The following is a 25024-nucleotide window of genomic DNA, read 5'->3' on the forward strand; positions in this document are numbered from 1 at the left end:
ATTGCACGGCCAGTTCACGGATACGCTGCAAATTGCTGGTGACCTGCGTCAAGTCCCCTTCAGCCGTTTGCGCCAGCGAGATGCCGTCGTTGGCGTTGCGCGCCGCCTGGTTGCTGCCGCGAATCTGGGTGGTCATCCGCTCGCTGATAGCGAGGCCGGCGGCGTCGTCTTTGGCACTGTTGATGCGCAGGCCGCTTGACAGGCGCTGCATGGCGGTGGCCAGCGAGGCCTGGCTCATCCCCAAATTACGCTGGGCCGTCAACGAACTGATGTTTGTATTGATAACTGAGGTCATTTTGAAGCTCCTTTAAAGCTGAATTAATCCGGCATTGCTGCCAATCCCAACGCCAATCCTGTGGATTGACCGCCATGACCGGTGCGCCCTTTCGAACACTTGCCGGACGTTGAGCTCTGTTTGCACTGAAGCTCGCTGAATCACTTTTGAGATGAAACGGTAGTGAGAATATGAAAATTCCAGCCCGGCTAAAGCGCGATAAACGGCGGGGTTTACGGCTATTTCTGACGGCAGGGTTTGGCGACTTGCCGTTCCCGGTCATCAAGCTGCTTGAGCTTGCCGGGAGGAATGCATCTTTATCAGGGGAAGGCGCAGCAAAGGTTTGACAAAGTTAGATGTTGGATTAATATGACCAATATCTAACTTTTACTTAAGGAGCCTTGCATGCCTGAAATTCGTATGCGCCCAAAACATCAGGTCACATTGCCTGCCAGTGTTGTGCGTGAAGCCAAACTAAAGCCCGATGATCGTCTGACCGTTACCTTTATCAATGGAAGCATCATCATTACCCCTAAACATGATGCCAAGGATGAAGATGACATCATGTCCTTCGCTGGAATCGGTCACGGCCTTTGGGGGAACACGCCCGAGGAGGTCGACCAGACCCTGTGCAACATGAAGAACTCATGGGAAAGGTAGCCACCGCGATGGCCCGACTCGCGGGGCAACGTGTCTATATCGACACCAACGTTTTCATCTATTTCCTGGACAAACACGACACCTATTTCGAAGTGGTGTCACAGTTCTTTCAGGCCTGCATCAGACGAGAGATATTCGGCACCACGGGCGATGCTGCTGTGGCGGAAGTCATGGTCGGGCCCTACCGACAGGACAATCCTGCGCTTGCCGCCCGTTTCAAGCGGTTCTTCGCGCAAAAAAACTTCCTCACCATTGTTGGGCATGACCGTGATGTTTTTGATGCTGCCGCCATGCTGGTTGCTCGCAAGCGATTGAAGTTTATCGACGCGCTTCACGTCGCGACCGCAGTGCATGCAGGATGTCAATTTTTTATCACGAACGACGCCGGGATCAGTTCAAATGAAGGCCTTGAGGTGATCTCTTTGGCTGCGCTTTTGAAGGCATGAGGAAAAGGGGGGGCAGACGAAAAGGGAAGACGGGCCACGGTTCGAATTACTGTTTCCCCTCTCGCTGTCGGTTTGTGCAAAATTATGGCTATCCATAATTTCCAGGGTTGAACCATGAGATTTGTTGCTGTTTTTGAAGCCAAAAACCGGTTTTCGGAGTTGCTCAGTGCGGTCGAGCATGGCGAGGAAATCACCATCACGCGCCACGGCGCACCCATAGCGAGATTGGTGGCGATGGGCACCGCGGGCGAGCTACCAGTGGCGCAAAGTCAGCGCGTTTCAAATGCCATGCAACGGATGCGTACACTGGGAAGTGGTGCTGAGTTGGGTTGCACTGTCAAGCAGGCCATCCAAGAGGGCCGAGAGTGATGTCTTTTGTGCTTGATAACTCGGTCGTCACCGGTTGGTATTTGCCAGACCAGGCCACGACTTACACACAGACCATTGCGACCCGTTTGGAAACGGAAAGCGCCCTGATGCCACCGCTGTGGCAACTGGAGCTGGCTAACGTTCTTAAAACTGCCTGCGCGCGCGGGAAACTGAGCCGGGAGGTCGCCAGGCAAATTCTTGACACGCTGGGTGAGCTCCCAATAGAAGTCGATAGGCGCCCCGGACCCAACCAACGACAGTTGTTTGAATTGGCCATGCACTACAAGCTCAGCAGCTATGACGCAGCTTATCTGGAATTGGCCCAGCGCCATGGCATTGCGTTGGCAACGCAAGATACACAACTGAGGGATGCGGCCATCGCGGCTGGCCTGGCAGTTTTATAAGCTCGAAATACCAGGACTCCTCCAGATGCCTGGGCCATGGCGTGCAGCGCAGGCGTAATCTGAATCAAGCATTGACCAGGAAGCGCACAACAAATTGTTCTTTGTCAGCGGCCACCAAAGCAATGACTTGATCCATGTCGATGTTCATGTAATCGTGCACGATGCTGTTGCGCAGACCAATGATGGCAATGCGCGCGGTCTCGGCTTGGTACAGGTCAAGCCGCATGTTGTTTGTCCCAATAAAAGTCTTCCAGCTCACGCCAAGTGCGCTGCAAAAACCGCGCCCACGCCAGAGAGTCCTGGCCCGCCAGCGGCAAGCCGTCTTCGGCAACGCTGGCGCGCATGGCCAGATTGGCACGGCGTAATTCGATCAGGTCAATCGCTGTGGGTGCAACGTTCAGCTGACGTGCCAGGGTGCGCCTCAAGGTTTCGGTTTTGCCCAGCACAGTGAGCCAATCGAGCTGCGGGGCCCATTGCAGGGCAATGTCCCAGTCGCTGTCGACACGGGCCGTCTCTAGGGCGCGGCTGCCCACCAATACCGCAAATTCCAGCTGTGGCTCATCACGCAAAGTCTGCGCTAGGGCATCTTTAGCTGTGCATGGCTCATTTTTTGGCATCAAAGTTTTGCTGTTTGCCATGATATTTTGTTGCTATATACGAAGAAGAAAGGTCAGGTTCGAATTACCCGCGAATCCCCTCTTAAACCCGGCATCATCACCCCGCCGACTTGACCGCCAATACAGGACAGGAAACGGACAAAAGAAGCTCCTGGGCCACGCTGCCCATGATGAGTTTGCCCACCGGGGTTCGCTTTCTCAGGCCAATGACGAGCAGGGATGCCGGCAAGGACTCGACCAGGGCTTCAATTTCCTCGACGGCATTCTTGCCGCGCACAAACTGTTTGACTTCTGCGTTGAGGCCCGTGTCTTCCAGCAACTTTTGAACCCGCTCGAAGTCTTGCACATCGGCAAACGAGGCATCCTCTTTGGTGCCACCTGAGGTGGCGTTGACCACCACCAGCCGTTCATTGCGACTCTGGGCAATCTCGATCCCTTTGTCCAGGGCGGCCTGACCCTCGGGGCGTGGCACGTAAGCTACAAGTATTGTCATGAATTTTCTCCAGTTGTTTTAGACACTCTATTAGACGCGATCAGGCGGCAAACGGGAACCCCGTCAGCGCAGCCACCCTGTCATGTCGATGACAAAGTTGGAAAGCACAGGGTATCCACTTTTGGCCTGCGACAATCGGGCTCTTTATGCACCCGGTACGGGGCCCGTCCACCCTCTCCAGCACTATGCCGCTCACTTTAGCCGATGCCGCCCGCGCATTCTCCCTCAGCGACTTTGACTTCCACCTCCCGCCCGAGCTGATCGCCCAGCACCCGGCGCCCGAGCGCAGCGGCTCACGGTTGCTCGACGGCACCAGCGCCACCCCGCAAGACCGCTTTTTTCGTGATCTCCCGTCCTTGTTGCAGCCGGGCGATTTGCTGGTCTTCAACGACACACGTGTCATCAACGCCCGCCTGTTTGGCGAAAAGTCCACCGGCGGCAAGCTCGAACTCCTGGTTGAGCGCGTGCTGGGCGGCAACCAGGTGGCCGCGCACCTGCGCGTGAGCAAGAAGCCGGAGGTGGGCGCCTCGGTGACGCTGACCGGCGCCCCCGGCACGCACGAGAATTTGCGCGCCACGCTGCTGGGGCGCTGGCCCGATGCCCAGGGCGCGCTGTTTCGCTTTGTCCTCACCAACGACGCGGGCGACGACCCGTTCACACTGATGGCGCGCCATGGCCATGTGCCGTTGCCGCCCTACATCACGCACGCCGATTCGGCCGAAGACGCTGCGCGGTATCAGACCGTGTTCGCCAAAAATCCCGGCGCCGTGGCCGCGCCGACTGCCGCCCTGCATTTTGATGACGCCCTGCTCGCCGCCATCGACGCCCGGGGCGTGCAGCGTGCTTTTGTCACCCTGCATGTGGGCGCAGGCACCTTTCAGCCCGTGAAAACCGAAAACCTGGCCGAGCACCAGATGCACAGCGAGTGGTACGACGTGCCCGCCGCCACGCAGCAAGCGATTGCCGAATGCCGCGCGCGGGGTGGCCGTCTCATCGCCGTGGGCACCACCACCGTGCGCACGCTGGAGTCGTGGGCCAAAACCGGCCAGACCACAGGCGACACCCGAATCTTCATCACGCCGGGCTTTGAGTTTCAATTGGTGGACCAGCTGGTGACCAATTTTCACCTGCCAAAATCGAGCCTGATGATGCTGGTGAGCGCGTTTGCGGGTTATGAGCCTGTGATGGCTTTGTACCGTCACGCGATGGCAGCGCAGTACCGGTTTTTCAGTTATGGCGACGCCATGCTGCTGGCACGCCAACGCTGAGGCATACGCAGATGCCAGGAAAGCAGACGAGGATGAATACTTTTCAAAAGCGCACCGCCATTCGCATCGCCGCAGTCAGTATTGTGCTGGCGTCTTTGGCCAGCCCGATTGCCTGGTACGTGGCGCGCGAGAGTGCCGAGGAAAGCATTGTGGCGTTGGCCGTTGAGGAGTCGGGGCGTCTGCTGCACCAGTTTGACGCCATCGACTTGAGCGGCCCGCAGGCGACACAACACGCAACCTTGGCCGCGAACGCCATTTCGGGCGGCATGTTTGACATTGTCGAGATTTATGACGCGCAAGGACGCAAGCTCGCTGAATCGGTCACGCCGGAGGGCCACGCAGTGGAGTCGTCATTGCCGCACCATGGCACGCCCAATTACACGGCAGCTTTTTACAAGGGCCACAAGCCCGCATCGGGGGTCTGGGCCTTGCGCGTTTTTGTGCCACTGCGTGACTCCGCCACCGACATGAGCCGCCCAGTCACGGGCTATTTCGAGGGCGTGCGCGTCATGCCGACCTGGCAGCAAGACCAGATCTTCAATAACTCGCTGAGCGCAGCCTTGATGGTCGGGCTGGCTTCTTTGCTGTGTGGCGGGGCGCTTTACCCGGTGGTGGTGCACTTGTCAGCGGATAACGAGCGAAAGGCGCAGGAGGTGCTGGACTCGCATATTTCCATGATGGAAGCGCTTGGGCGCGCCATCGCCAAGCGCGACTCCGACACCGGCGCCCACAACTACCGCGTGGCCTGGATTGCCGCCAGCATTGCCGAACAGATGGGTCTGGCGGGCAGCGACATGCAGGCCCTGATTGCGGGCAGCTTTTTGCACGATGTGGGCAAAATTGGCATTCCGGACGCCATCTTGCTCAAGCCCGGCAAGCTCGATGACGACGAGATGCGCGTCATGCGCACCCACGTCGCGCAAGGGGAGGAGATCGTGAACGGCATGGGCTGGCTTGAAGGTGCCAATGCCGTGGTCGCCGCGCACCACGAAAAATGGAACGGCTCGGGCTACCCGCGCCAGCTCGGCGGCGAGGACATCCCGCTGGCGGCGCGTATTTTTGCGGTGGCCGACGTGTTTGATGCGCTCTGTTCAAAGCGCCCGTACAAGGAGCCGATGGGCTTTGACGCCGCCATGGCCATTCTGGAGAAGGACACCGCCAGCCATTTCGACCCGTCGGTGATGGCCGTGTTTCGCCCGATGGCGCGAGCGACCTTTGACCGCCTGGCCGGCATCAGCGAGAACGCCACCCGGCAACTGCTGGAAGACCGCGTACGCCACCATTTTGAAATGTGAAGCGGGGCGCCAGCATGAAAGACAATAGCGCCCATGCTCCAATTTGACCTGCTCCAAACCGACCCCTCCAGCCATGCCCGCCGTGGCCGCCTGACCCTGAACCATGGCGTGGTGCAAACGCCCATTTTCATGCCGGTGGGCACCTATGGCACGGTGAAAGGCGTCACACCGCGCAGCCTGGAAGACATGGACGCGCAAATCATCCTGGGCAACACCTTTCACCTGTGGATGCGCCCGGGGCTGGATGTGATGGCGCAGTTTGGCGGCCTGCATCAGTTTGAAAAATGGAACAAACCGATCCTGACCGACTCCGGCGGCTTTCAGGTCTGGAGCCTGGGGGCCATGCGCAAAATCACCGAGGACGGCGTGCACTTCTCAAGCCCGGTGAATGGCGACAAGCTGTTCATGTCGCCCGAAGTCAGCATCCAGATTCAAACCACGCTCAATTCCGACATCGCGATGCAGCTGGACGAATGCACACCCTACTTGTCGGTCGAGCCCAAGACCAAAGGGCAGATCACCACCGAGGACGAGGCCAGAGCCTCGATGGAAATGAGCCTGCGCTGGGCCCAACGCAGCCAGGACGAATTTGCCCGGCTGGAAAACCCCAACGCGCTGTTTGGCATTGTGCAGGGCGGCATGTTTGAGGACTTGCGGCAAGAGTCGCTGGAGCAGCTGGTGGCCATGGACTTTCCCGGCTACGCGGTCGGCGGGGTCAGTGTCGGCGAGCCCAAGGATGAGATGCTGCGCATCATGGCGCACACACCGCACCGTTTGCCGGCTCACAAACCGCGCTACCTGATGGGTGTCGGCACGCCCGAGGATCTGATCGAGGGCGTGGCCCAAGGCGTGGACATGTTTGATTGCGTCATGCCGACCCGCAACGCGCGCAACGGCACTTTCTTTACCCGCTATGGCGATTTGAAAATCCGCAACGCCCGCCACAAAATGGACCAGCACCCGCTGGATGAAACCTGCACCTGTTACGCCTGCGCGGGCAGCGCCACGCACGCGAACACGCCAGACACGGGTGCGGGCCGCTCCTGGGCCCAAGGCGGGCGGGGTGGCTTCAGCCGCGCCTACCTGCACCACCTGGACCGCTGCGGCGAGATGCTGGGGCCCATGCTGTCGAGCATCCATAACCTGCACTACTACCTGAACCTGATGACAGAGGTGCGCGCCGCGCTGGACGCCGGCACCTTTGGCGCATTCCGCCAGCAGTTCAAGGCCGATCGGGCGCGCGGGGTGTGAATTTGTGAACCTGGCCTTTCGCCTCCTGAAGAACCTGTTCAGTGGCCTGCTGGCGCTGCTGATCCTGTTCGAGGAATGGGGCTGGGAGCCGCTGCAGCGGGCGCTGGCCTGGGTCGGTCGTTTGCCGGGGCTGCGCTGGCTCGAAGCGCGAATCCGCGCCTTGCCGCCCTACGCTGCGCTGGCCTTGTTTTTGCTGCCCACCGCGATGCTGCTGCCGGTCAAGTTGCTGGCCCTGTGGCTGATCGGGCAGGGCAAGATGTGGGCTGGCACCCTGGTCATCCTCGGCGCCAAGCTGGTGGGCACGGCCATCGTCGCCCGCCTGTTTGCGCTGACGCAACCCGCGCTGATGCAACTGGCCTGGTTTGCGCGCCTGTTCACGCGCTGGGTGAGCTGGAAAGAAGCCCTGCTGGCCCAAGTGCGCGCCTCATGGCCGTGGCGGCTGGGGCGGGTGATGAAACGCCGCTGGAAGCAACGCTTGCGGCGTTTTATGACATGACCACGATCGAATCGCACCGCCTGCTAACATGCCGCAATGACACCCAAAGAGCTAGCCCAACACAAGACTGCTGCCAAGCAATTGCGCGGCATGCCTGTCTTCAAGCCACTCAAACGCAACAAGCTACCCAAACCTCTGCACAAAGTCGGATCGACGCGGATCATGTCCACTGACCTGATGGCGGTTTCGGACACGCACCGCGTGGTCTTGATGTGGCGTGATGGTGAGACTCTACAAGACTCGGCTTTCATGGCGTGGCTGTTTTGTGTTCTAGAAAATCAATCTTGTCCCCGTTGTTTGAATTGCACTTCCACCCCAGCCACAAAGGAGTGCATTGCAAACTGCCCTGTAAAACAGAAAATGATTACACCAACCGCCAACTTCCCGGGGCACCCGAGTTGGATTTATTAACCATCGAAGGACTCGATCCGAGGGTTGAGGTGGACCGTCAAAAGCTAACACTGCAATTTTGCAAGGTGTGTGGCATCACACTGGCATCGGAGAAAGACACGTGGACTTTGCCCCTGGTTTAAAACAAACCATTTGTTCCTTGTTTGAAGTGCATGAAGACAGCGATTCAGTGCAGCGCATCGTCACGCCCCTTGAATACCCTGGCAGCAACGACAAGGTCGTCATTCGGGTACGGCAGCGCAGCCACGGCTTTGAAATTGATGAAAACGGCGAAGCCGCGCTCTATGCGTCCATGCATGGCGGTGACGTGGACTCGGAACTGGTACAGCGCTGGGCTGAAGACTTGAACCAAACCGCTGGCGTGGACTATTCAGACGAAACCCTGATAGCTAGCCTGAGCGACCAGCGCCTGATTGCCCCCACCATCTTTCAGGTAGCAGCCGCCGCCCAACAGCTTTTTGCGCTGGCCACCTCGCACAAAGAACGCGCAGCCAATGACTTCAAAGACCGTGTAGCTGAGGTCGTGGCCGAAATCGCAGGCGCACTCAACTTGCCGTACCGCAGCAATGTCGAGCTAACCATGGCTGGCAGCATGGTGGCGGATCATGTCATTGACCACGCCACGCCCCTGATTGTGATTGCAGCTTCAAGTGCTGCTCGCCTACTGGAGGCCGAAGTCATCCACATGCAATATCTCTACACCCAGCAACCAGGCTTTGTGCTGGCTATCGCCGAGAGTGAGCAGGCAGTGGGCAAAAAGCAATTCAAACGGGCCAACTTCTACACCGGAAAAACCGTGGATTTCAGCCCGTCTGACTTGAAGCAGTTGCTGCGGCAGCAGCTCCACTAAAGTGGAACGCCCAGGCTACACGATCAGATCCGAACCGGATAACCACCCCTCACGTCAACCGATATTGAGTTAATAGCGACGTGCGCTTATTCAACGGGGGCTAGAGGTAAAAAAGCTTATATAAAATTGGTTCAAGACAATTGCCTATAACTCCATCAAAAAACTGCAACATCGACTGCTCACCCAGCCATTTCTACCCCTACCGAACGTGCACCACCAAGCCCCTTTATTTCCAGCCAACGCGCCAGATGCCAGCGCAACGTCAACTTCCGCCGACAAGTTGACCGAACCCGGCACAGCTGTCACCGCCCTCAAATTCACCAGCGGCCAGCTCTCGCCCGAGCAGCAGCGCTTTAACAAGCTGCTGACACGGACCGAAAACCTCGCACGCAAAATCGAGACGACGCGCGCGCTGGCGGATACACACCGCCCGATGCATGGCGCCACCCTGGGCCCACTGCTAACCGAGCGCAGTGCCCTGATGCGCAACATGGCGCTGTGGCTGAATGAACGACTACAACGCAAAGGACTCACCGCCAAACAAAAGCGCATGGCCAGCGAAATTATTTGCAGCCTGGCGGCCGGACTGGCAATGGCGGGCGACGCCGCCATGCAGGAATTGCATGATGCGCACAGCGACGAGACACTGGCCGAGCAAGAAAAGTCCGCCGTGGCCGACATGCAGGAACTGATGGAAGACATTCTGGGCAAACCGCTGGGTGATACCCAGGGGTTTGAAAGCCTGCAGGAAATGCTGCAAGCCAGCATGAAACAAATGCAGGAGCACAACCGGGCGCAGGAAGAAGCCCGGGCAACACACAAAGGGCGTGGCAAGAAGTCCGCACGCCAGCAACAGTCCGAGCAGCAAGCCCAGGACGCGGATGGCGCGCTGCGTACGATCTACCGCCAACTGGTCAGCGCCCTGCACCCCGACCGCGAAAGCGACGCCCATGAGCACTCGCGCAAAACCGCACTGATGAAAGATGTGAACGCGGCCTATGAGCGCCGTGATCTGCTGGCCCTGCTGCAATTGCAGCTGCGCGCCGAGTTGGCGGACGGGGAGATGGTGGCCAATCTGGCGCGTGAGAAGATCATGGCCCTGACCGTCCTGCTGAAAGAGCGGGCCGAGGTGCTGACCCGCGAACTGCGCGAAATTGAGATGCACACGCTGTCCGAGTTCGGTCTGCCGCCCTACGCGCCATTGAGTGCGGCCAGCCTCAAGCGCGCGATGGTCGAGCAACAACAGAACTTGCAGGCCGATGTTGTGATGATGAAAAGGGATTTGCAACGCGTCCAGGAGGACGCAGAGTTCAAGCGCTGGCTGCGCGAACAGCGCCAAGCACCACAGGATGACTTTGACCCCTTTGAGTTGCCTGGCTACTTCTGATCGCCCCAATCACCCCCGGCAAACACCGTCAACACCCCGGTATAGCCGTACAGGTGGTTGCGGGCGATCTCGCCACCGGCAAAAAAGCCGACCAGCGGCACATCACCCAAGGCACGGCGAATGATTTGCAGCTCGGCGCTCGGGGCCCCAAAGTGCGGCCCGCCGCGCCCGGCACAACTCACGTAAATGGCGCCGGCAATGCCACGCGCCGGATGCGGCGCCGCTTCGGCCTCGGACGCATGCAGCGCGGCGACCGCCTCCAGCGGCAGCTCTTCGGGCTCCAGTTCCTCGCGAATTTCGGCACAGACGCGGATTAAATCGGCCTTGGCCGCCTGGGCGTTGCGCTGGCAAAACACAAGTTCCATGCCCGGCTCCACCGGCTCCGCCACGGCGACGCCACGCTGCCCCGGATCAAGACCAATGATGTGGCGCACGACGACATCGTTGCCAAAATGCCCGGTCTGGCGCACTGCGGGCGCATCGGACCCCGCCAGGCCCCGGCGCGCGGTCTGCGCGCGCGCCAGCCCCACCAGCGTGGCACGCACCACCGCCAGCGCTTCTTGCGGCTGCTCCAGTGAAATATGCAAGTCGCGCAGCATCACATCCAGCGCGGGCTCGTCGTCCAGTGTCAACACCACATGCTTGTCGGCCTTGGTGACCTGATGCGTGCGCGCCACTGGCAAACAGCCTTGCGTGACGCGCGACACCAGGTTGATGCCGGCACCAAAAGCGACACCACTCAAGCCGCCGCTGAAAACCCCGCGGGCCGCGCCCTGGCCACTGATGTTGCCATCGCCGCCCACGGCAAACTGCACGGTTTTGGAGCGGCTCGAAGCCAGGCCACCAAACAGGTAGCCCGAGTCGGTGCGCAGCGCCATCTCTTCGATCAGTTCCCCCAGATCGGGCGTGCTGGCGTCGGCATGGATCAAGGCTGTATGCGCTTCAAAGCCCAGTCCCAGCGGCGCCACGCCGGAAAACACCCGGTACTGGTCAGTCGGCAGCTCGCACAACATCAGGGCCAGCGCCGGCTCGTCAAAATACTCGGCGTTATTGGCGGCAATACCCACGCCCACGGTGCCCGCCCAATCGGTGATTTCGGGCAGCTCGGCGCTCAGGTGATCCAGAATCTCTTGCGCCTGCAGCGCGTAGTGGTCCGTGATGTAGAGCAGAGCCAGCGTCGGGCTGCTGGCGTAACCATGCAGCGCCATCTGGGCGCGCACTTGCGCCAGCGTCAGCTCGGCGGCCATCTGCCACTGCGGGTGCGTGGCATGGCCATAGGGAAACAGCTTCATGACCCGCCTTTTTTATCGCAAGCCATCGCGCATCAGGTGCTGCGGCGAACGGTTTTTTTGGCGACTTTCTTAGGCGCTTTTTTGGCTGCAGCCCCCGCTGCACCTGCGCTAGCAGCTACTTTTTTCGTAGCCTTGACGGCTTCTTTGGCAAACCCTGCCGCCATGTTTTTGGTGGCGTCCATGGCGGTGGCTTTGCCCGCGTCTTTCATGGCACTGGCGGCAATTTGCCCAAACTGCTGGGTCAGAGAAGTCCAAAGTTGCATCGGATCAATCAAGCCAGCAGCCATATCGGTCACGGGCTTGGCCGCTTTGCGTACTTTTTTAGCCACATCTTCGGCGTCAGAGGCCACTTCAGAAATAGTCTGGGCGGTCGAGGCTGCCTCTTCCGTGACCCGCTGCACCCCGGAGTAAACCGAGTCGGCTGCTTTGAGCTTGAGCGCATTGGCCACGTCGCCGATGTTGAAGTTCATGCCCTTGAGTGTGGCCAGCGTCATTTTCTGCACCTCAAGCGCCTGCACGGTTGCGCCCAGTGCCTTGGAGTTCTGATCGAGCCAGAAGTGCACCGCCTTGAGTTCGGCAATACGTTTGTCCAGCTCTTCCACATTGAGGGTGGGTGCAATCCAGTTGGCCAGATTGGGCATCTGCGGCACCGTCTCCGTCGCCCCCTTGGCCAGGTTCTGCAAAAAATCAAAACCGGGAATAAATTTGCCGAAACCAGCGTTTTGTGCATCACTCATGTTGTCTCCAAGGGGTTGGCTGTAAGGGTTCACAGCTTACCCCAATGCTGACCGGATGGCGATGCGCCGCCCGCGCTAGGTCTGGCGCTTTTCGACCGCATGGCGCAAGAGCGCGGCGGTTCGGAAAATGCCGTGCGCAAACTTGCCATAAGGCAGCGTGGCAAACAGCGCCATCACAAGTCCCAGGTGCAGGGTCAGAAGGGCTGGCAGGGCCACCCCGGCGTGCACCCACCACAGGGCCAGGCCGCTGGCGCTGGCGCAAAAGAGCAGCGCGATAAAGCCGCGATCCATTGGTTTTTGCGCCGCGTCGCCGTGCAAAGGGTGGCGCTGCAGGTTGAGTGCGAACAAGCTGCCCGTGCCGAGCAGCAAACTCAGCCCGCCGGCGACACCCAGCAGTTTGGGCAGTTGCGGCAAATCGTAGGGCGCCGTCCAGCCCAGGACATAGTGATAAACGCTCGCCACCAAGGTGGCGGCAAAACACAGCAAGACACCGTAAAAGGTCAAATGGTGGGCCCGGCGCCGGGCCAGTGTGGCCGTACCGTCGGCATTGTTGCAGCCGTCGCCGTGGCCACCGTCCAGGTATTTCAGGCGCAAGACGTCACGGGCCGCCTCGCCAGCGGCCGCGGCGCCGACTGACTGGCCGCTGGTGGCCGGCGTCACGTCGTGCCAGAAACGCCGCACCCCCATGCCCAGTGCCAACACGGCATACAGGAAAACCGGCGCAAACAAACCGACCAGCACCTGGTGCGCAAACACCGCGTTGTACCCAGCCTGGGGTGAGCCCAAGAGCGTGCCATTCAAGGCCAGCGCCAGCAGCAGAAAGACGGTCAGCGCGAGCGCCAGCGCCAGCGACAGCACCAGACCATTGCGTTGGTAAAGTGCGCCCAAGGCCGGTGGCCAGGCATAGTCGGCATACGTCTGGCCACGCACGCGGGCCATGGCCTGCGGCAGGTTGACCGCCAGCTCGTGCGGCGGGGCAACCTCGCAGCCGTGCAGACAGGCGCCACAGTTGTGGCAAAGATTGGCCAGGTAGTGGATGTCGGCCTTGGCAAACTGGAGCCGCCGCGAGCTGGCGGGGAATACCGCACAAAAACTATCGCAATAGTGGCAGTCGTTGCAGATATGCAGGAGGCGGGATACTTCGGTTTCGGGTGCCGTCAGCATGGATTCGTCATTCGCTTTGCCACCGGCCAGTGCGGGAGCATCAACAAGAGGGCTGGCGGCGCGAGTGTACGGCAGCTTGGCGCCTGCTCAAGGCGTTCAGTGAGCCGCAGCAGTGCAGTTTCGGCGCCATCAGCCCGGCACTTGCGTCAAAACTTCACATTCACACCCACGTAAATTGAGCGTCCGATACCCGGCACGGCGCCACCCCATTGCGGGTAATTGGGCAGCGCCGGGTTGGTCATGGTTGTCCCTTGCCCGGTATAGGCCCCTCCGGTGGGCAAGTAATAGAACTTGTCGAACAGATTCTCAACACCGAAGTCGACGCGCACCTGTTTCCACGAATAGCTGCCGCGCAAATTGACCAGGCTGTAGCCCGGTGTCCTGATTTCATTGCGCATGCCTGAGACGCTGTCCTTGGCTTGCACCATCAACAGTTCAAAGCTGTTGTCCCAAGCTTTCAACTTTTGCGTCAACGCGAGTTTGGCGTTGAGCGGCATGACGTTGTACAGGCCATCGCCCGTATCCTGATTGGTGCCGCGGGTGTAGTTCAGCAAACCTTTGAGCCCCAAGTCACCCCAGGCACTCCTGGCCAGCGGCATGCGGCCGGAGAGGTCAATGCCGTAGAGGCGGGCCGACTGGTTGGCATATTTGAGGACGCTGAACTTGTTGGCTGCCAGGGTTGTGGCAGCCAAGTTGGTAGTGGCATTCCACTGCACGGCGTCGATGTAATCGCTCACCTGGGTGTAGTAAGGCGTGGCCTTAAAGCCCCAACGGCTGTCAGCAGCGTGCCAGTCGAAGGTGGCGGAAATCGTGTTGGCCTTCTCTGGCTTGAGGTTGACATCGCCCAGGTAACCGTTGCCGTCACCGACAAAATTGTTCATCAGCGCGGCCATCTGCCAAGTGGACCAGGTGTAGCGCTCATACACATTGGGTGAGCGCACCTTGCGGGCGAAGCCGAACTCGATGTCGTAGTTGGTGTTGGCGCTGTAGCGCGCCAGTGCGGTCAGATCCAGGTTGTTGTCGGTTTTGCTCCGGTCCTGGGCATTGAAGGCGCTGGCGTCACGACCTTGAAAGCCACCACCCGCAGGGTTGTAGCCCACCACATTGCCAGCGTTCATTTTGACCTGTTCAACTCGTGCGCCCAGCAGGGTCATCCACTGCGTGTTCTTGCGCGCTTCCCATTCACCAAAGACAGCTGTGCGGTCACGCTGGCCATCCTGGATGTTCCAGAAGGTGCCCGGAAACATGCCCCCACCTGAGGGTGGCCACCAGTCCTTGAGCCGGTATTGCTGCGCTTCTGCGCCCACGCGCAGCACATCCTGCGGGGTCAGCGCCACGTCGGCTTTGACGCTCACGCCTGTTGTTTTTCCCTCGGTGAGCATCGGCATGCCGGCCGCGCAGGTGGCGCTGATCGGGCTGCAGGGTGTGCCGTCAAGCGCTGCGCCCCCGCCCGACGCCGTGCCATACCAGTAGCGTTTGTCAGCGCCAAAGTCCATGACGTGATCCACGTTCTCGCGGTAGGCACGCGCCTCCAGTGCGCCCCAGTCGAACTGGCCCGCGTAGCGCAGGTTCACACTGTTCTGGGTGTTGCCCAGCATGTCCATGCGCTGATTCGGGTAGAGCTGAAACGGCATGTCCTGGTAGCCCAGCTTGGCTTCCAACAAATGGTTGTCGTTCTTGAAAGCCAGCCCCACGCTGTGGTTGCGTGTTTCATACGCCGTGGAGCCCACTTCATCACGCCCCAGGGTGTGCCCGACGCGACCGGTGAAGTCATAGTTTTTGAAGTCGCCGCCTGCGGTGTAGTTGTCGGCCTGGCTGGTGGCCCCGCTGTAGCTGATGTTGAATTGCTCCGTGGCGTAGGTGGCCGAAACGTTGGCGCCTCTTGCCTTGTTATTGCTGCGGTAAAAGGTGCCCACTTCGCCCTTGGTGATGGCGGCTTGCCCAGGCGCGGCAAATTCGGGCGCGCGCGTCTGCGCAACGATGGTGCCGCCAATGGAATCACCACCAGCGCTCACTGGCGTGATGCCTGCATAGACCTTGAGCAGGCCCACCTGGGTCGGGTCGATGTAAGACAGCGCCGGATTCATGTGATTGGGGCAGGAAGCAATCAGGTCCATGCCATCCACCTTGATGCGCAAACGGTCATCAGCCAAGCCGTGGATCGCTGGCAGGCTGGACACGCCACCGGCGCCATACAGGCTTAAGCCCGGTACGTCCTGCAAAAGGCTGGCCGTGTCGCTGGTGGCGGACAGTTTGGGAGCCAGGCTGGCCGGGTCAACGGCTGTGGCGCCCAGTGGCTGGCTGATATTGCTTGGGGTACCGGTGACAGTGATCGGGGCCAGCGTGACCGCGGCAACGTCTGCCGCCAGTGCCGGGCCGCTCAGCAGCGCCAGTGTAGGCAGCGCCAGGGCCATGGCGCAAGTGAGTTGGCAAAGTCTGAATTGAGACATGATGAATAGGCTTCTTTTGTAATAAGTTTGTTTGGGTCGCGGACAGGCCGCGGAGAAATCGACAGTGGCTTAATGCTGGTGTGGATCATGCGCACCTGCCGCATCGCGCGGCGGGTGCACCCACACCTTGACGGTCTGGCTGGCTGCGTGCTTAACGTTCAGGATTGGTCAAAGCGCTCGCCGTTGTTCAGCGAATGCTTCACATCAATCAGCATGAGGTGGTCGTCGCTTTGACTTCATGTCACCCTCATGAATTTAAGACAAATCAGCCTCTAGCCCCCATCGGAACTACGTGAGACGCTATGAATTAAGTAGTGCAGGAGGTGTGTGGCGGGCCGCGCGGGTGAGCCGCCAGCATCGGTTGCTCGGGGAAGAAAAAAGCCTGCCGGACCGTGGGCTCCACGGATTCGCCCAACACTGCGAAGAGGTGAACAAGGAAGTGGGGCGGTGGTGCTGCACGGTCTGTGAATAGCAGGCAAAACGGGCAATGATCTAGCGCAAGGGCAGATACCGGCCCGTCAGGGGTATCTGTCTGAAATTCGGTGCTGCCAGCCGCCTCAAGCCCGGCGTTTTGTGTGGACGCCAATGCCACCCAGCGCGGCCCGCTAAGGGTGCAGACCTCTACCAATGGCCTTATGTCGCCACGCGCCCAGACGATGGCGTGCGACAGCGTAGGCGCCAGCGGACCCAGCACGGCCAGCAACAGCGCCAACGCCAGCGCCCACGGGCGACACAGCGTGTCAGCGTGGGTTGGGCGTGACATCAAATGCGGAAACAGGCTCAAGCCGGTTAACAGGCGCTAAGGGGCCTTTTTGGCCGGCATGTTGCCGTGCATGGAATGATCCATCGGCGCCTCTTTGCCATGCGCCATGCCAGCGGGGGCAACGGCCGCCACCGGCAACGTCAGCTCGACCTTGCTTTCCACCCCCTTGGCATCCTTGAACACCAGGGTCAAGGGCACGCTGGTGCCGGCGACCAAAGCGGATTTCAAGTCCATCAGCATCAGGTGGTAGCCGCCGGATTTGAGCGCCACGGCCTTGCCTGCGGGCAGGTCCAGCCCGCCCTTGACCTCGCCCATTTTCATGACACCAGCGTCCATCGTCATCTCATGCACCTGGCTGACGCCCGCCGCCGGGGACGAGACGCCGACCAGCCGGGCGCCCTCTTTGGCGGTGAGCGTCATGAAGGCGCCGGTGGCTTGCTGACCCTTCACGGTGGCACGCACCCAGGCGTTTTCGACCTCAATGGCAGCAGCGTGGGCGGCGAAGGCAGCCGCAGCGAGGGCGACCGAGCTCATCAGTGTTTTGAATTTCATGGGATTTTCTCTATCAGGGTATTAAAAAATCAAGGGGCAGCCGGAAGCGGCTGTCGGACGACGGGCAGCCACGCGAGGCCGCCGCGCAATATCGGTCAAATACGCCTGCAGCCCTTATCAGGTCTGCATAAGACGCTATTGTTTTTGATGAATTAAAGAGAAGCCGGTGGCCCGCGCGCGGGCAAGGGCGCGGCGCTCAGAACCGCGATGTGGGCGGCGGGAATGCCTTGCAGCACATAGCCCAGCGCTTGCATCGACTCCGTAGCCACATGTGCCAAGGGCGGCGGCGGCGCGCCGATGCCAGCGCACAAGGGGCAGTCCAGCGTGTGGCTGGCAGCCGGCTGGCCGCCGTCATCGGTCTTCTGCAGCAGCTTCATCCCGCCCGCACCCGAGCAGATCAGCTCCATCGCCTGCGGCTTGACCAGCGGCGAGGCAATCGCCACTGCGACCGACATGACAAACCACACCAGCACGAAGCGGGCAAGAAGTCTGGCGTGGCGCAGCAGTTGCAGGGTTGACATCGGGCGCATTGTAGTGCCCGCTTTATCGGCCTACAGTCAACGTCTGCTGCTTGACGGTCATCAAAGTTTGTATTGATTGGGCGGCGCATGATGACAACACATTGCCACGGAGGTTTTCTCATGACCCAAAAACTCAACACCATTTTTAAAGAACAGTTGCTGGCCCAGCGCGCCAGCCTGCTGGCGCAGCTCAGCGATCTGCGCGGCGGCACGGTGGGACGTGCCGAGGCATCCGCCGAGCATTTTGGCCAAAAGGAAGACTCCAGCGCGCAAGAGAGCAGCGCACGGGAGCTTGAATTTGCGCTTGATGCGCGCGACAGCGAGGAGCTTGACCGCCTGGACGCCGCCCTGCGCCGGATCGAGGACGGCAGCTACGGTTTGTGTGTCGACTGTGGCGTTGAAATTCCTGCCGCCCGGCTCCACGCAGCGCCGGACGCGCTGCGCTGCATCGCCTGCCAGGAGAAGTTGGAGAAAACCCAGGCCCGACAGGCCTGATATCCTGCGGGGGCCATGAATTACACCTTTGCCTCGGCCACCATCCTGCTGATCCTGATCACCGACCCGATTGGCAACATCCCGATATTTGCCAATGCGCTCAAGCATGTGGCGCCCGAGCGGCGTCCGTGGGTGATTTTGCGGGAGGTGTTGATTGCGTTTGTGCTGCTGCTGACGTTCATGTTTGTCGGCAGCGGCTTTCTGCGGGTGATGAACTTGAGCGAGCTGTCGCTGCAAATTGGCGGCGGCGTGATTCTGTTCCTGATCGCACTGCGCATGATTTTCCCGCCGCCCAAGTCCGATGCGCCCGAGGAATTGCACGAACCGCTGATCGTGCCGCTGGCGATTCCGGCCATTGCCGGGCCGTCGGCGTTGGCCACGGTGTTGCTGCTGGTGTCGCAGGCACCGACCAGGCGCATGGAATGGATCGCCGCCCTGTGTGTGACCATGACCGTGAGCGCGGTGGTGCTGGTGCTGGCCGAACGGATTCAGCGCGTGGCCGGTGACCGCTTTGTGGTGGCACTGGAGCGCCTAATGGGCCTGGTGCTGGTGGCGGTGTCGATCGAGATGATGCTGCGCGGCGTCAAGACCTTTGCCGGGCAATTGACGAGCGCTTGAGCTTGCGCGCCGGCCGCCACCCTGTCAAAGTGATGCAGCGGCTTTTTCCAGTGGCACGATTTCCTGTTCAATGGCGCCAAACACGCTCTGGCCGTCACGGCCCCTCATCTCGATGCGAATGGTGTCGCCAAATTTCATGAACTCGGTCAAGGGCTGGCCGTCCTGCATGATTTCCAGCGCGCGTTTGTCGGCGATGCAGCTGTAGCCATGGCTCGCATCGGTGTTGCTGACAGCGCCCGCGCCGATGATGGAACCGGCGCGCAGCCGGCGTGTCTTGCACAGGTGCGCAATCAGTTGCCCAAAATGAAAGCGCATCTCCGGCCCGGCCTCACACAGGCCGACTTTGCGGCCATTCCAGCTCGATTGCAGCGTCAGATCCAAACGGCCCTGTGCCCAGGCTGTCCCCACTTCGTCAGGCGTCACCGCCACCGGGCTGAAGGCGGTGGCCGGTCGGCTCTGCAGCGGTCCGAAGCCGTGCGCCAGCTCGGCCGGCATCAACTGGCGCAAACTCAGCGCGTTGCTCAGCAGCAGCAGCCGAATGCCGTCGAGCGCCTGGGCCGGGCTGGCGCCCAGGCGCACGTCGCCGGTGATGATGGCCACCCCGGCCTCGAAATCGATGCCATCGGCCTCCCTGGCACAGTGCACCTCGTCGCACGGGCCAAAAAAATCGTCGCTGGCGCCCTGGTACAGCACCGGGCTACCGGCTGTGCTGGCCGGGCCTTGCAATGCAGCCGGATTGCGGTAAACCGACCCATTCACCCATTGGTAGGCACGCGGGAGCGGCGCCATGCATTGACGCGGATCAAACGGGAAGGCGTGGCGTGCCAGGCCGGCACTCGCGCTGCTGTCGCGCGCACGGTTGAGCGCGTCATACAAGTCCTGCAACTGGGGCGAGAGGAAGTTCCAGTCGTCGAGCACCTGCTGCAACTGGTGCGCGATGCCGGTCGCATAATGGGCAATGCTCAGATCGCGCGCGACGACGACCAGCTGGCCATCGCGTGAGCCGTCTTTGTAAGTAGCAAGTTTCATGGGGAATACGGCTTAATGGCAGGTGTAAATTCTGTATTTTCGTTCAAGGTGCTGGCAGCCATCACAGTCGCCGTGCTGGGGGCGCACCTGGCCGCCTTGCAGGCCAACCCGATGGCCCTGCGCCCGAGCCAGGCCGAACCAACCGTGCGGGCGTTCATCACACGCTCGATTGAAGCGGTCGCACCCCCCATGGCAATGCCAGCAGGCACCCACACAACGAAGACCCAATCGCCGCCGCCACGCCAGCGTGCCCGACCCAGTGCAAGCCGGTCAGCGCCACCGCCCGCCTCGCAGGCGGCACCCGACCGGGCGCAAGCAGCCACGCCGATGCCACCCCCCCGTGAAGAGGTGGAGGCGGTTTCACGCCAGGCGCAAGACGCCGTGGCGCAGGCGCCGCCCGACACTGGCGCGGAGCAACTGGCTTTGGCGCCGGGCACACCGCCCCCGCCACGCGACTCCACACTGGCGGTGGCTGCCGACAAGCTGCCCGGCTCGGTGCATCTGAAATACCAGGTGCAGGCCAACAAATTCCCTTATCGGCTTAACGCCGATCTGCTGTGGCAGCAAACCGGCGACCAGTACGCGGCCCGGCTGGAAATCAGCGCTTTCGGCCAGGCACGCGTGCAAACCAGTCGCGGCCAGATCACGCCCCAGGGTCTGGCGCCGCTGCGCTTTTCCGACAAGTTCCGCAGCGAAGTCGCCGCCCACTTCAACCGGGCGCAAGGCAAAGTCACCTTCAGCGCCAACACGCCGGACGTGGCGCTGCTGGCCGGTGCCCAGGACCGCTTGAGCGTGCTGGTGCAACTCGCCGCCATGGTCGCCAGTGCCCCGCAAAGCTACCCGCGAGGCAGCACGATCACGATTCAGACCATCGGGCCGCGCGCTGCCGATCTCTGGCGGTTTACCGTGGGTGAGCCGGAAACACTCGCCCTGCCGGGTGGCCCGCAAGCCACCTTGAAACTGTTGCGCAACCCGCGCGAGCCGTTTGACCAGAAAGTTGAGCTCTGGCTGGCGCCAGCGCTGGACTATTTGCCGGCCCGCATCCGCATCACGGAATCCAACGGTGACTATGTCGACCAGCAGTGGCTGGAGACCGAGCCGCCAACCTGACCCTTGAAAAAAGCCTGCTCCCCCGCCACCTGTAGGGCATAGACGTTTAAGGGATAATTCTTGCCATGCACACGCTTTACGACTCTGACACCTACTCTGTGACGCACATGCTGGCCAATGCCGTGGCCACCGATGCGACGCCAGAGGTGAGCCTTGACCGCACCGAGCCGGTGCGAATTGTGCCCACGCTGGCACGCCACGGCTTCGAGATTGTGGACAAACGCGCCAACAAGGAGGTCTATCTGGACGGCTCCTGGGCGGAACTGTTCCAGCAGCACATCTCGGCCTGGCAGCAAAACACCCCGACGCAGGAAGAGGTGGAAGACACGCTGGAGCAATATGCCGAGCTGGCGCAAAACCCGGTGCTGGTGCACTGAAGCCAGGCCACGCCCGCTGCCACTCTGCCTCGAACCATCGGCTTTTAGGATGGCTGCCAGACCCCTCGCGGCGCTTGTGGCCGTGTTGGCATTGCTGGGCTGCACCACACTGAGCCCGGCCGCAGCGCCGCCCGGCCTTGATCCCATCAGCCAACTGCAGCAGCTACTGCCCGCTGACGCCATTTTTTTGGGTGAGCAGCATGACGTACCCAAGCATCAACAAATCCACCGCGCCGTTGTAGAAGCGTTGGCCGGCCAGCAGACACTGGCTGTGCTGGCGCTGGAGATGGCCAGCCAGGGCCAGTCCACCGAAAAACTGGGATCAGACGCCAGTGAGGACGCCGTGCGCGCAGCCCTGCACTGGAACGATGAAGGCTGGCCCTGGTCGGCTTACGGCCCGGCCGTGATGGCGGCTGTGCATGCGGGCGTGCCGGTAGTCGGCGCCAATCTGCCGCCTGCACGTGTGCGTGCGGCCATGACGGACAGCGCATTGGATGCACTTTTGTCGGACCCGGCGCTGCAGGCGCAACAGGAAAAGGTCCGCGTGGGTCACTGCAATCTGCTGCCCGAGAGCCAGATTGCCCCCATGACGCGGGTCCAGATTGCGCGCGATGTCGCCATGGCCCAAACCGTCGCGCGGGCGGCGCTGCGCGGCAAGATCGTGCTGTTGCTGGCCGGCGGCGGCCATGTGGACCGCAGCCTGGGTGTGCCGCTGCACCTGCCACCGGACTTGACGGCCAAAACGGTGCTTCTGCAGGCCGGGCCTGCCTCCGAAGAAGCGGAAAGTGCAGGCAATTTTGACCAGATCTGGCCCACCGGACCAGCGCCCGTCAAGGACTATTGCGCCGACTTCAGCCAGCAGCGTAGCGCGACAGCCGCTGCATCCAGGTCGAAAAAAGAGCCCTGAGCCCTGCGACAATCGACCGCATGAATCCTGTTTATATATTGACTCTCTCCTGCCCGGACCGCTTGGGGCTGGTGCATGCGGTGTCCGGCTTCTTGCTGGAGCGCGGCGGCAACATTGAAGAAGCGGCGCAGTACAACGACCAGGACACCGGTCTGTTCTTCATGCGGGTGCAGTTTGCCTGCGCCCAGCTGACGCATGAAGACTTGACACTGCAACTTAAAGCTTTTGCCCAGCCCTTTGAGATGCAGTGGCGTCTGCACGCACGCGCGCAGCCCATACGCACCGTGATCATGGTGAGCAAAGAAGGCCATTGCCTGAACGACCTGCTGTTTCGCTGGAAAAGCGGCCTGCTGCCCATCGACATTCGCGCCATCATCTCCAACCACCGCGAGTTCTACCAGTTAGCCGCCAGCTACAACGTGCCATTTCATCACCTGCCGATCACGGCCGCCTCCAAGCCACAGGTCGAGGCCCGGCAGTATGAAATCATCCAGACGGAAGCGGCCGAACTGGTGGTGCTGGCGCGCTACATGCAGGTTTTAAGCGACGATTTGTGCCGCAAACTGTCCGGCTCGGCCATCAACATCCACCACTCGTTCCTGCCCAGTTTCAAAGGGGCCAAGCCCTATTACCAGGCGCATGACCGCGGCGTGAAACTGATTGGCGCCACCGCCCACTACGTGACCGCCAACCTGGACGAAGGCCCGATTATTGAACAGGACGTGGCGCGCGTCGACCACAGCAAGACGGTGGAAGACCTGACCACGCTGGGCCGTGACACCGAAAGCCAGGTGCTGGCGCGGGCCGTCAAGTGGCACAGCGAGCACCGGGTGCTGATCAACGGTCACAAAACCGTGATTTTCAAGTAAGCACCACAACAGCCGCTGTGGGCGCGGGCCGGCTCAGGCGCCTGTGCCCGACGGGCGCTGCGTGTAGTGCGCCTGGCGTTTTTGCAGAAAAGCCGCAATCCCTTCCTGGGCGTCCGGTGTCATGGCGGCCGTCGCCATCAGCTCGCAAGCCAGCGCGTACGCCTGCGCCTGCGGCAAACCAACCTGCTGGTAAAAACCCTGCTTGCCCATCGCCTTGGACAGCGCGCTGCCCCGGGTCGCGCGGGTGATCAAATCCAGGGTGGCGGCATCGAGCTGATCGGCCGGCACAGCGCGGTTGATCAGGCCCCACTGAGCGGCCGTGGCGGCATCGATCACATCGCCCGTCAGCGCCATCTCCAGCGCCCGTTTGCGACCGATATTGCGAGCCACCGCCACCAGCGGCGTATGACAAAACAAGCCCCCCTTGCCGCCTGGAATGGCAAAACCAGCGGTGTCGGCGGCGATCGCCAGATCGCAACTGGCCACCAGTTGGCAACCGGCCGCCGTGGCCAGTGCATGCACCCGGGCAATCACCGGTTGCGGCATCGCCTGGACGGCGTCCATCATCTCGGTGCAAACACCAAACAGCTCGCGCGCCTGCGCCAGCGTGGCCCCGGCCATGTCGCCAAAGTTGTGCCCGGCGCTGAAGACCGGGCCGTTGGCCGCCAGAATCACACCCAGGGCGTCGCTCTGCGCCACGGCGCGCAGGGCCTGCGTCAACTCCCGCATGACGGGCATGGCCAGCGCGTTGCGCTTCTCGGGACGATTCAGGGTGACAGTGGTGATGGGGCCGCTGGATGTGAGCAGCAAATGTTCGTAGTTCATGTCGGCATTGTGGCCGTCCGGCCAGGTCTACGCAAGCGGCGGCTGGCTGGCCATGGCTTCACCCAGCCGAATCGCAGCACCGGGCGACCACGCCGGGTTGAACTGCAGCGGGCCTTTCGGGAACAGCATGACCACGGTGGAGCCGAGCAGGAAGCGGCCCATTTCCTCGCCCTGCTTCAATCGGACAGGCTGCTCGTCATAGCGCCACTCGCGCACCGCGACGGAGCGCGGCGGGTTCACCACGCCGTGCCACACGGTGGCCATGCTGCCCACAATGGTGGCGCCCACCAGCACCAGCACAAACGGGCCGCGCGCGGACTCAAAGACACACACCACGCGCTCGTTGCGGGCAAACAGCCCCGGCACACCCAGGGCCGTGGTCGGGTTGACCGAAAACAGCGCGCCGGGCACGTAAATCATGCGGCGCAGAACGCCGTCGCACGGCATGTGAATGCGGTGGTAATCGCGCGGACTCAAATACAGTGTGGCAAAGTGGCCATCGTCAAACTGCGCCGCCAAGGCTGCATCGCCGCCCACCAGCGCGGTGCTGCTGTAGTGGTGGCCTTTGGCCTGAAATATCTGCTGACCCGCCATGGCGCCAAACTGGCTGATGGCGCCGTCGACCGGACAAATCAGATCAGCACCGGCGAGCGGGCGGGCGCCGGCCTGGAGGGCGCGGGTGAAAAAGTCGTTGAAGGTGGCGTAACTGGCCGGCTCCGGGTTGGCCGCTTCACGCATATTGACCTTGTAGCGCTTGACGAACCACTCGATCAACCAGGTCGTCCATTTCCCGCCACGGGCACCCGCCACGCGCCCGGCCAAGAGGGTGACGGCCTGCTTGGGAAGCAAATATTGCGGCAGCACGGCTAGACGGTCGAACATAGGGGCTACCGGTGGTTGGAATGGGCGGGATTGTACCCAGCGCATTCCGGCGCCCGCAGTGTGACAATGTAGCCTTGACGACCGCCCGCACCGTTGCGGTCATTCCCGGTAAATTTATAAGAAATTGACCTCTAGCCCCCGTCGTTATTACGTAAGCAGCTATTTATTTCATAGTATTCCTGTTTCAAAACTATCTGAATTTGTCACACCAC

At 61.2% G+C, this 25024-nt stretch carries 29 protein-coding genes and 1 pseudogene; 16 read left to right on the forward strand and 14 right to left on the reverse strand.

Annotated elements, in window-relative coordinates; all coding sequences use genetic code 11:
• A pseudogene (locus WA157_RS12760) lies at positions 1 to 295 on the reverse strand (flagellin); the annotation flags it as partial.
• A gap of 384 nt (positions 296 to 679) precedes the next feature.
• On the opposite strand from WA157_RS12760, the gene WA157_RS12765 reads away from it, so the two are divergent.
• From WA157_RS12765 to WA157_RS12780, 4 genes are all read left to right on the forward strand, one after another.
• Complete coding sequence (locus tag WA157_RS12765) at positions 680 to 934, forward strand: AbrB/MazE/SpoVT family DNA-binding domain-containing protein (protein WP_422621316.1); 255 nt, start codon at positions 680 to 682, stop codon at positions 932 to 934.
• Positions 922 to 1380: a type II toxin-antitoxin system VapC family toxin gene (locus tag WA157_RS12770; protein WP_422621317.1), complete on the forward strand. Its 459-nt coding sequence runs from the start codon at positions 922 to 924 to the stop codon at positions 1378 to 1380. The genes WA157_RS12765 and WA157_RS12770 overlap by 13 nt, the downstream gene beginning before the upstream one ends.
• Before the next feature lie 114 nt (positions 1381 to 1494).
• Positions 1495 to 1749, forward strand: a complete 255-nt coding sequence (locus WA157_RS12775; RefSeq protein ID WP_422621318.1) for a type II toxin-antitoxin system Phd/YefM family antitoxin — start codon at positions 1495 to 1497, stop codon at positions 1747 to 1749.
• Entirely contained in the window at positions 1749 to 2153 is a 405-nt protein-coding gene (locus WA157_RS12780; RefSeq protein ID WP_422621319.1) for a type II toxin-antitoxin system VapC family toxin, read from the forward strand. The genes WA157_RS12775 and WA157_RS12780 overlap by 1 nt, the downstream gene beginning before the upstream one ends.
• A 64-nt stretch (positions 2154 to 2217) precedes the next feature.
• On the opposite strand, the gene WA157_RS12785 is transcribed toward WA157_RS12780, so the two are convergent.
• The 3 genes from WA157_RS12785 to WA157_RS12795 all read right to left on the reverse strand — a co-directional run bounded on the left by WA157_RS12785 (position 2218) and on the right by WA157_RS12795 (position 3263).
• Complete coding sequence (locus tag WA157_RS12785; RefSeq protein WP_422621320.1) at positions 2218 to 2379, reverse strand: HepT-like ribonuclease domain-containing protein; 162 nt, start codon at positions 2377 to 2379, stop codon at positions 2218 to 2220.
• Positions 2369 to 2770, reverse strand: a complete 402-nt coding sequence (mntA, locus tag WA157_RS12790) for a type VII toxin-antitoxin system MntA family adenylyltransferase antitoxin (protein WP_422621321.1) — start codon at positions 2768 to 2770, stop codon at positions 2369 to 2371. Before mntA ends, WA157_RS12785 begins: the two co-directional genes overlap by 11 nt.
• Before the next feature lie 97 nt (positions 2771 to 2867).
• Positions 2868 to 3263: a universal stress protein gene (locus WA157_RS12795; RefSeq protein ID WP_422621322.1), complete on the reverse strand. Its 396-nt coding sequence runs from the start codon at positions 3261 to 3263 to the stop codon at positions 2868 to 2870.
• Positions 3264 to 3448: 185 nt separating this feature from the next.
• Here WA157_RS12795 and queA point away from each other — a divergent pair, with 185 nt between their 5' ends.
• The 6 genes from queA to WA157_RS12825 all read left to right on the forward strand — a co-directional run bounded on the left by queA (position 3449) and on the right by WA157_RS12825 (position 10221).
• Positions 3449 to 4531, forward strand: a complete 1083-nt coding sequence (queA, locus tag WA157_RS12800; protein ID WP_422621323.1) for a tRNA preQ1(34) S-adenosylmethionine ribosyltransferase-isomerase QueA — start codon at positions 3449 to 3451, stop codon at positions 4529 to 4531.
• Between the two features lie 32 nt (positions 4532 to 4563).
• Positions 4564 to 5826, forward strand: coding sequence for an HD-GYP domain-containing protein (locus WA157_RS12805; RefSeq protein ID WP_422621324.1), 1263 nt, complete (start codon positions 4564 to 4566; stop codon positions 5824 to 5826).
• A gap of 33 nt (positions 5827 to 5859) precedes the next feature.
• Positions 5860 to 7077, forward strand: coding sequence for a tRNA guanosine(34) transglycosylase Tgt (gene tgt / locus WA157_RS12810; RefSeq protein ID WP_422621325.1), 1218 nt, complete (start codon positions 5860 to 5862; stop codon positions 7075 to 7077).
• Positions 7078 to 7081: 4 nt separating this feature from the next.
• A complete protein-coding gene (locus WA157_RS12815; RefSeq protein WP_422621326.1) occupies positions 7082 to 7573 on the forward strand; it encodes a hypothetical protein in 492 nt (163 codons plus the stop codon).
• Positions 7574 to 8084: 511 nt separating this feature from the next.
• The gene (locus WA157_RS12820; protein WP_422621327.1) at positions 8085 to 8834 is read left to right on the forward strand and encodes a hypothetical protein; all 750 of its coding nucleotides are present in this window, start codon (positions 8085 to 8087) and stop codon (positions 8832 to 8834) included.
• Positions 8835 to 9042: 208 nt separating this feature from the next.
• Positions 9043 to 10221 (forward strand): hypothetical protein, encoded by a 1179-nt coding sequence (locus WA157_RS12825; protein ID WP_422621328.1) that lies wholly within the window; start codon positions 9043 to 9045, stop codon positions 10219 to 10221.
• On the opposite strand, the gene WA157_RS12830 is transcribed toward WA157_RS12825, so the two are convergent.
• The 7 genes from WA157_RS12830 to WA157_RS12860 form a co-directional block, all read right to left on the reverse strand.
• The gene (locus WA157_RS12830) at positions 10212 to 11513 is read right to left on the reverse strand and encodes an FIST signal transduction protein (protein ID WP_422621329.1); all 1302 of its coding nucleotides are present in this window, start codon (positions 11511 to 11513) and stop codon (positions 10212 to 10214) included. The two genes, WA157_RS12825 and WA157_RS12830, sit on opposite strands and share 10 nt — an antisense overlap.
• 32 nt (positions 11514 to 11545) lie before the next feature.
• Positions 11546 to 12250: a PhaM family polyhydroxyalkanoate granule multifunctional regulatory protein gene (locus WA157_RS12835; protein ID WP_422621330.1), complete on the reverse strand. Its 705-nt coding sequence runs from the start codon at positions 12248 to 12250 to the stop codon at positions 11546 to 11548.
• A 75-nt stretch (positions 12251 to 12325) separates the two neighbouring features.
• Positions 12326 to 13489: a tricarballylate utilization 4Fe-4S protein TcuB gene (tcuB, locus tag WA157_RS12840; RefSeq protein ID WP_422621481.1), complete on the reverse strand. Its 1164-nt coding sequence runs from the start codon at positions 13487 to 13489 to the stop codon at positions 12326 to 12328.
• A gap of 71 nt (positions 13490 to 13560) precedes the next feature.
• Positions 13561 to 15864 carry a TonB-dependent receptor gene (locus WA157_RS12845; protein WP_422621331.1) on the reverse strand — a complete coding sequence of 768 codons (2304 nt, stop codon included), beginning with the start codon at positions 15862 to 15864 and terminating at the stop codon, positions 13561 to 13563.
• A gap of 307 nt (positions 15865 to 16171) precedes the next feature.
• A complete protein-coding gene (locus tag WA157_RS12850; protein WP_422621332.1) occupies positions 16172 to 16627 on the reverse strand; it encodes a DUF2946 family protein in 456 nt (151 codons plus the stop codon).
• Positions 16628 to 16663: 36 nt separating this feature from the next.
• On the reverse strand, positions 16664 to 17179 hold the full coding sequence (locus WA157_RS12855) for a copper chaperone PCu(A)C (protein ID WP_422621333.1): 516 nt from the start codon (positions 17177 to 17179) through the stop codon (positions 16664 to 16666).
• Positions 17180 to 17331: 152 nt separating this feature from the next.
• Positions 17332 to 17709: a DUF2946 family protein gene (locus tag WA157_RS12860; protein ID WP_422621334.1), complete on the reverse strand. Its 378-nt coding sequence runs from the start codon at positions 17707 to 17709 to the stop codon at positions 17332 to 17334.
• 111 nt (positions 17710 to 17820) lie between these two features.
• Here WA157_RS12860 and WA157_RS12865 point away from each other — a divergent pair, with 111 nt between their 5' ends.
• Positions 17821 to 18195 (forward strand): TraR/DksA family transcriptional regulator, encoded by a 375-nt coding sequence (locus tag WA157_RS12865; RefSeq protein ID WP_422621335.1) that lies wholly within the window; start codon positions 17821 to 17823, stop codon positions 18193 to 18195.
• Between the two features lie 15 nt (positions 18196 to 18210).
• Positions 18211 to 18813: a MarC family protein gene (locus WA157_RS12870; protein ID WP_422621336.1), complete on the forward strand. Its 603-nt coding sequence runs from the start codon at positions 18211 to 18213 to the stop codon at positions 18811 to 18813.
• Positions 18814 to 18837: 24 nt separating this feature from the next.
• On the opposite strand, the gene WA157_RS12875 is transcribed toward WA157_RS12870, so the two are convergent.
• Positions 18838 to 19842, reverse strand: a complete 1005-nt coding sequence (locus WA157_RS12875; protein ID WP_422621337.1) for a fumarylacetoacetate hydrolase family protein — start codon at positions 19840 to 19842, stop codon at positions 18838 to 18840.
• 15 nt (positions 19843 to 19857) lie between these two features.
• Here WA157_RS12875 and WA157_RS12880 point away from each other — a divergent pair, with 15 nt between their 5' ends.
• The 4 genes from WA157_RS12880 to purU all read left to right on the forward strand — a co-directional run bounded on the left by WA157_RS12880 (position 19858) and on the right by purU (position 23105).
• A complete protein-coding gene (locus tag WA157_RS12880; RefSeq protein ID WP_422621338.1) occupies positions 19858 to 20952 on the forward strand; it encodes a DUF3108 domain-containing protein in 1095 nt (364 codons plus the stop codon).
• A gap of 65 nt (positions 20953 to 21017) precedes the next feature.
• Positions 21018 to 21329, forward strand: coding sequence for a BTH_I0359 family protein (locus WA157_RS12885; RefSeq protein WP_422621339.1), 312 nt, complete (start codon positions 21018 to 21020; stop codon positions 21327 to 21329).
• A gap of 49 nt (positions 21330 to 21378) precedes the next feature.
• Complete coding sequence (locus tag WA157_RS12890) at positions 21379 to 22236, forward strand: ChaN family lipoprotein (RefSeq protein WP_422621340.1); 858 nt, start codon at positions 21379 to 21381, stop codon at positions 22234 to 22236.
• Positions 22237 to 22256: 20 nt separating this feature from the next.
• A complete protein-coding gene (purU, locus tag WA157_RS12895) occupies positions 22257 to 23105 on the forward strand; it encodes a formyltetrahydrofolate deformylase (RefSeq protein WP_422621341.1) in 849 nt (282 codons plus the stop codon).
• Between the two features lie 33 nt (positions 23106 to 23138).
• Here purU and WA157_RS12900 read toward each other — a convergent pair whose 3' ends face one another.
• Complete coding sequence (locus WA157_RS12900) at positions 23139 to 23930, reverse strand: enoyl-CoA hydratase-related protein (RefSeq protein WP_422621342.1); 792 nt, start codon at positions 23928 to 23930, stop codon at positions 23139 to 23141.
• Between the two features lie 27 nt (positions 23931 to 23957).
• Positions 23958 to 24812: an archaetidylserine decarboxylase gene (gene asd / locus WA157_RS12905; RefSeq protein WP_422621343.1), complete on the reverse strand. Its 855-nt coding sequence runs from the start codon at positions 24810 to 24812 to the stop codon at positions 23958 to 23960.
• Between the last annotated feature and the right edge of the window lie 212 nt (positions 24813 to 25024).

It is taken from the genome of Rhodoferax ferrireducens, assembly GCF_049302455.1.
GTDB classification, from domain to species: Bacteria; Pseudomonadota; Gammaproteobacteria; order Burkholderiales; family Burkholderiaceae_C; genus Rhodoferax; species Rhodoferax ferrireducens_B.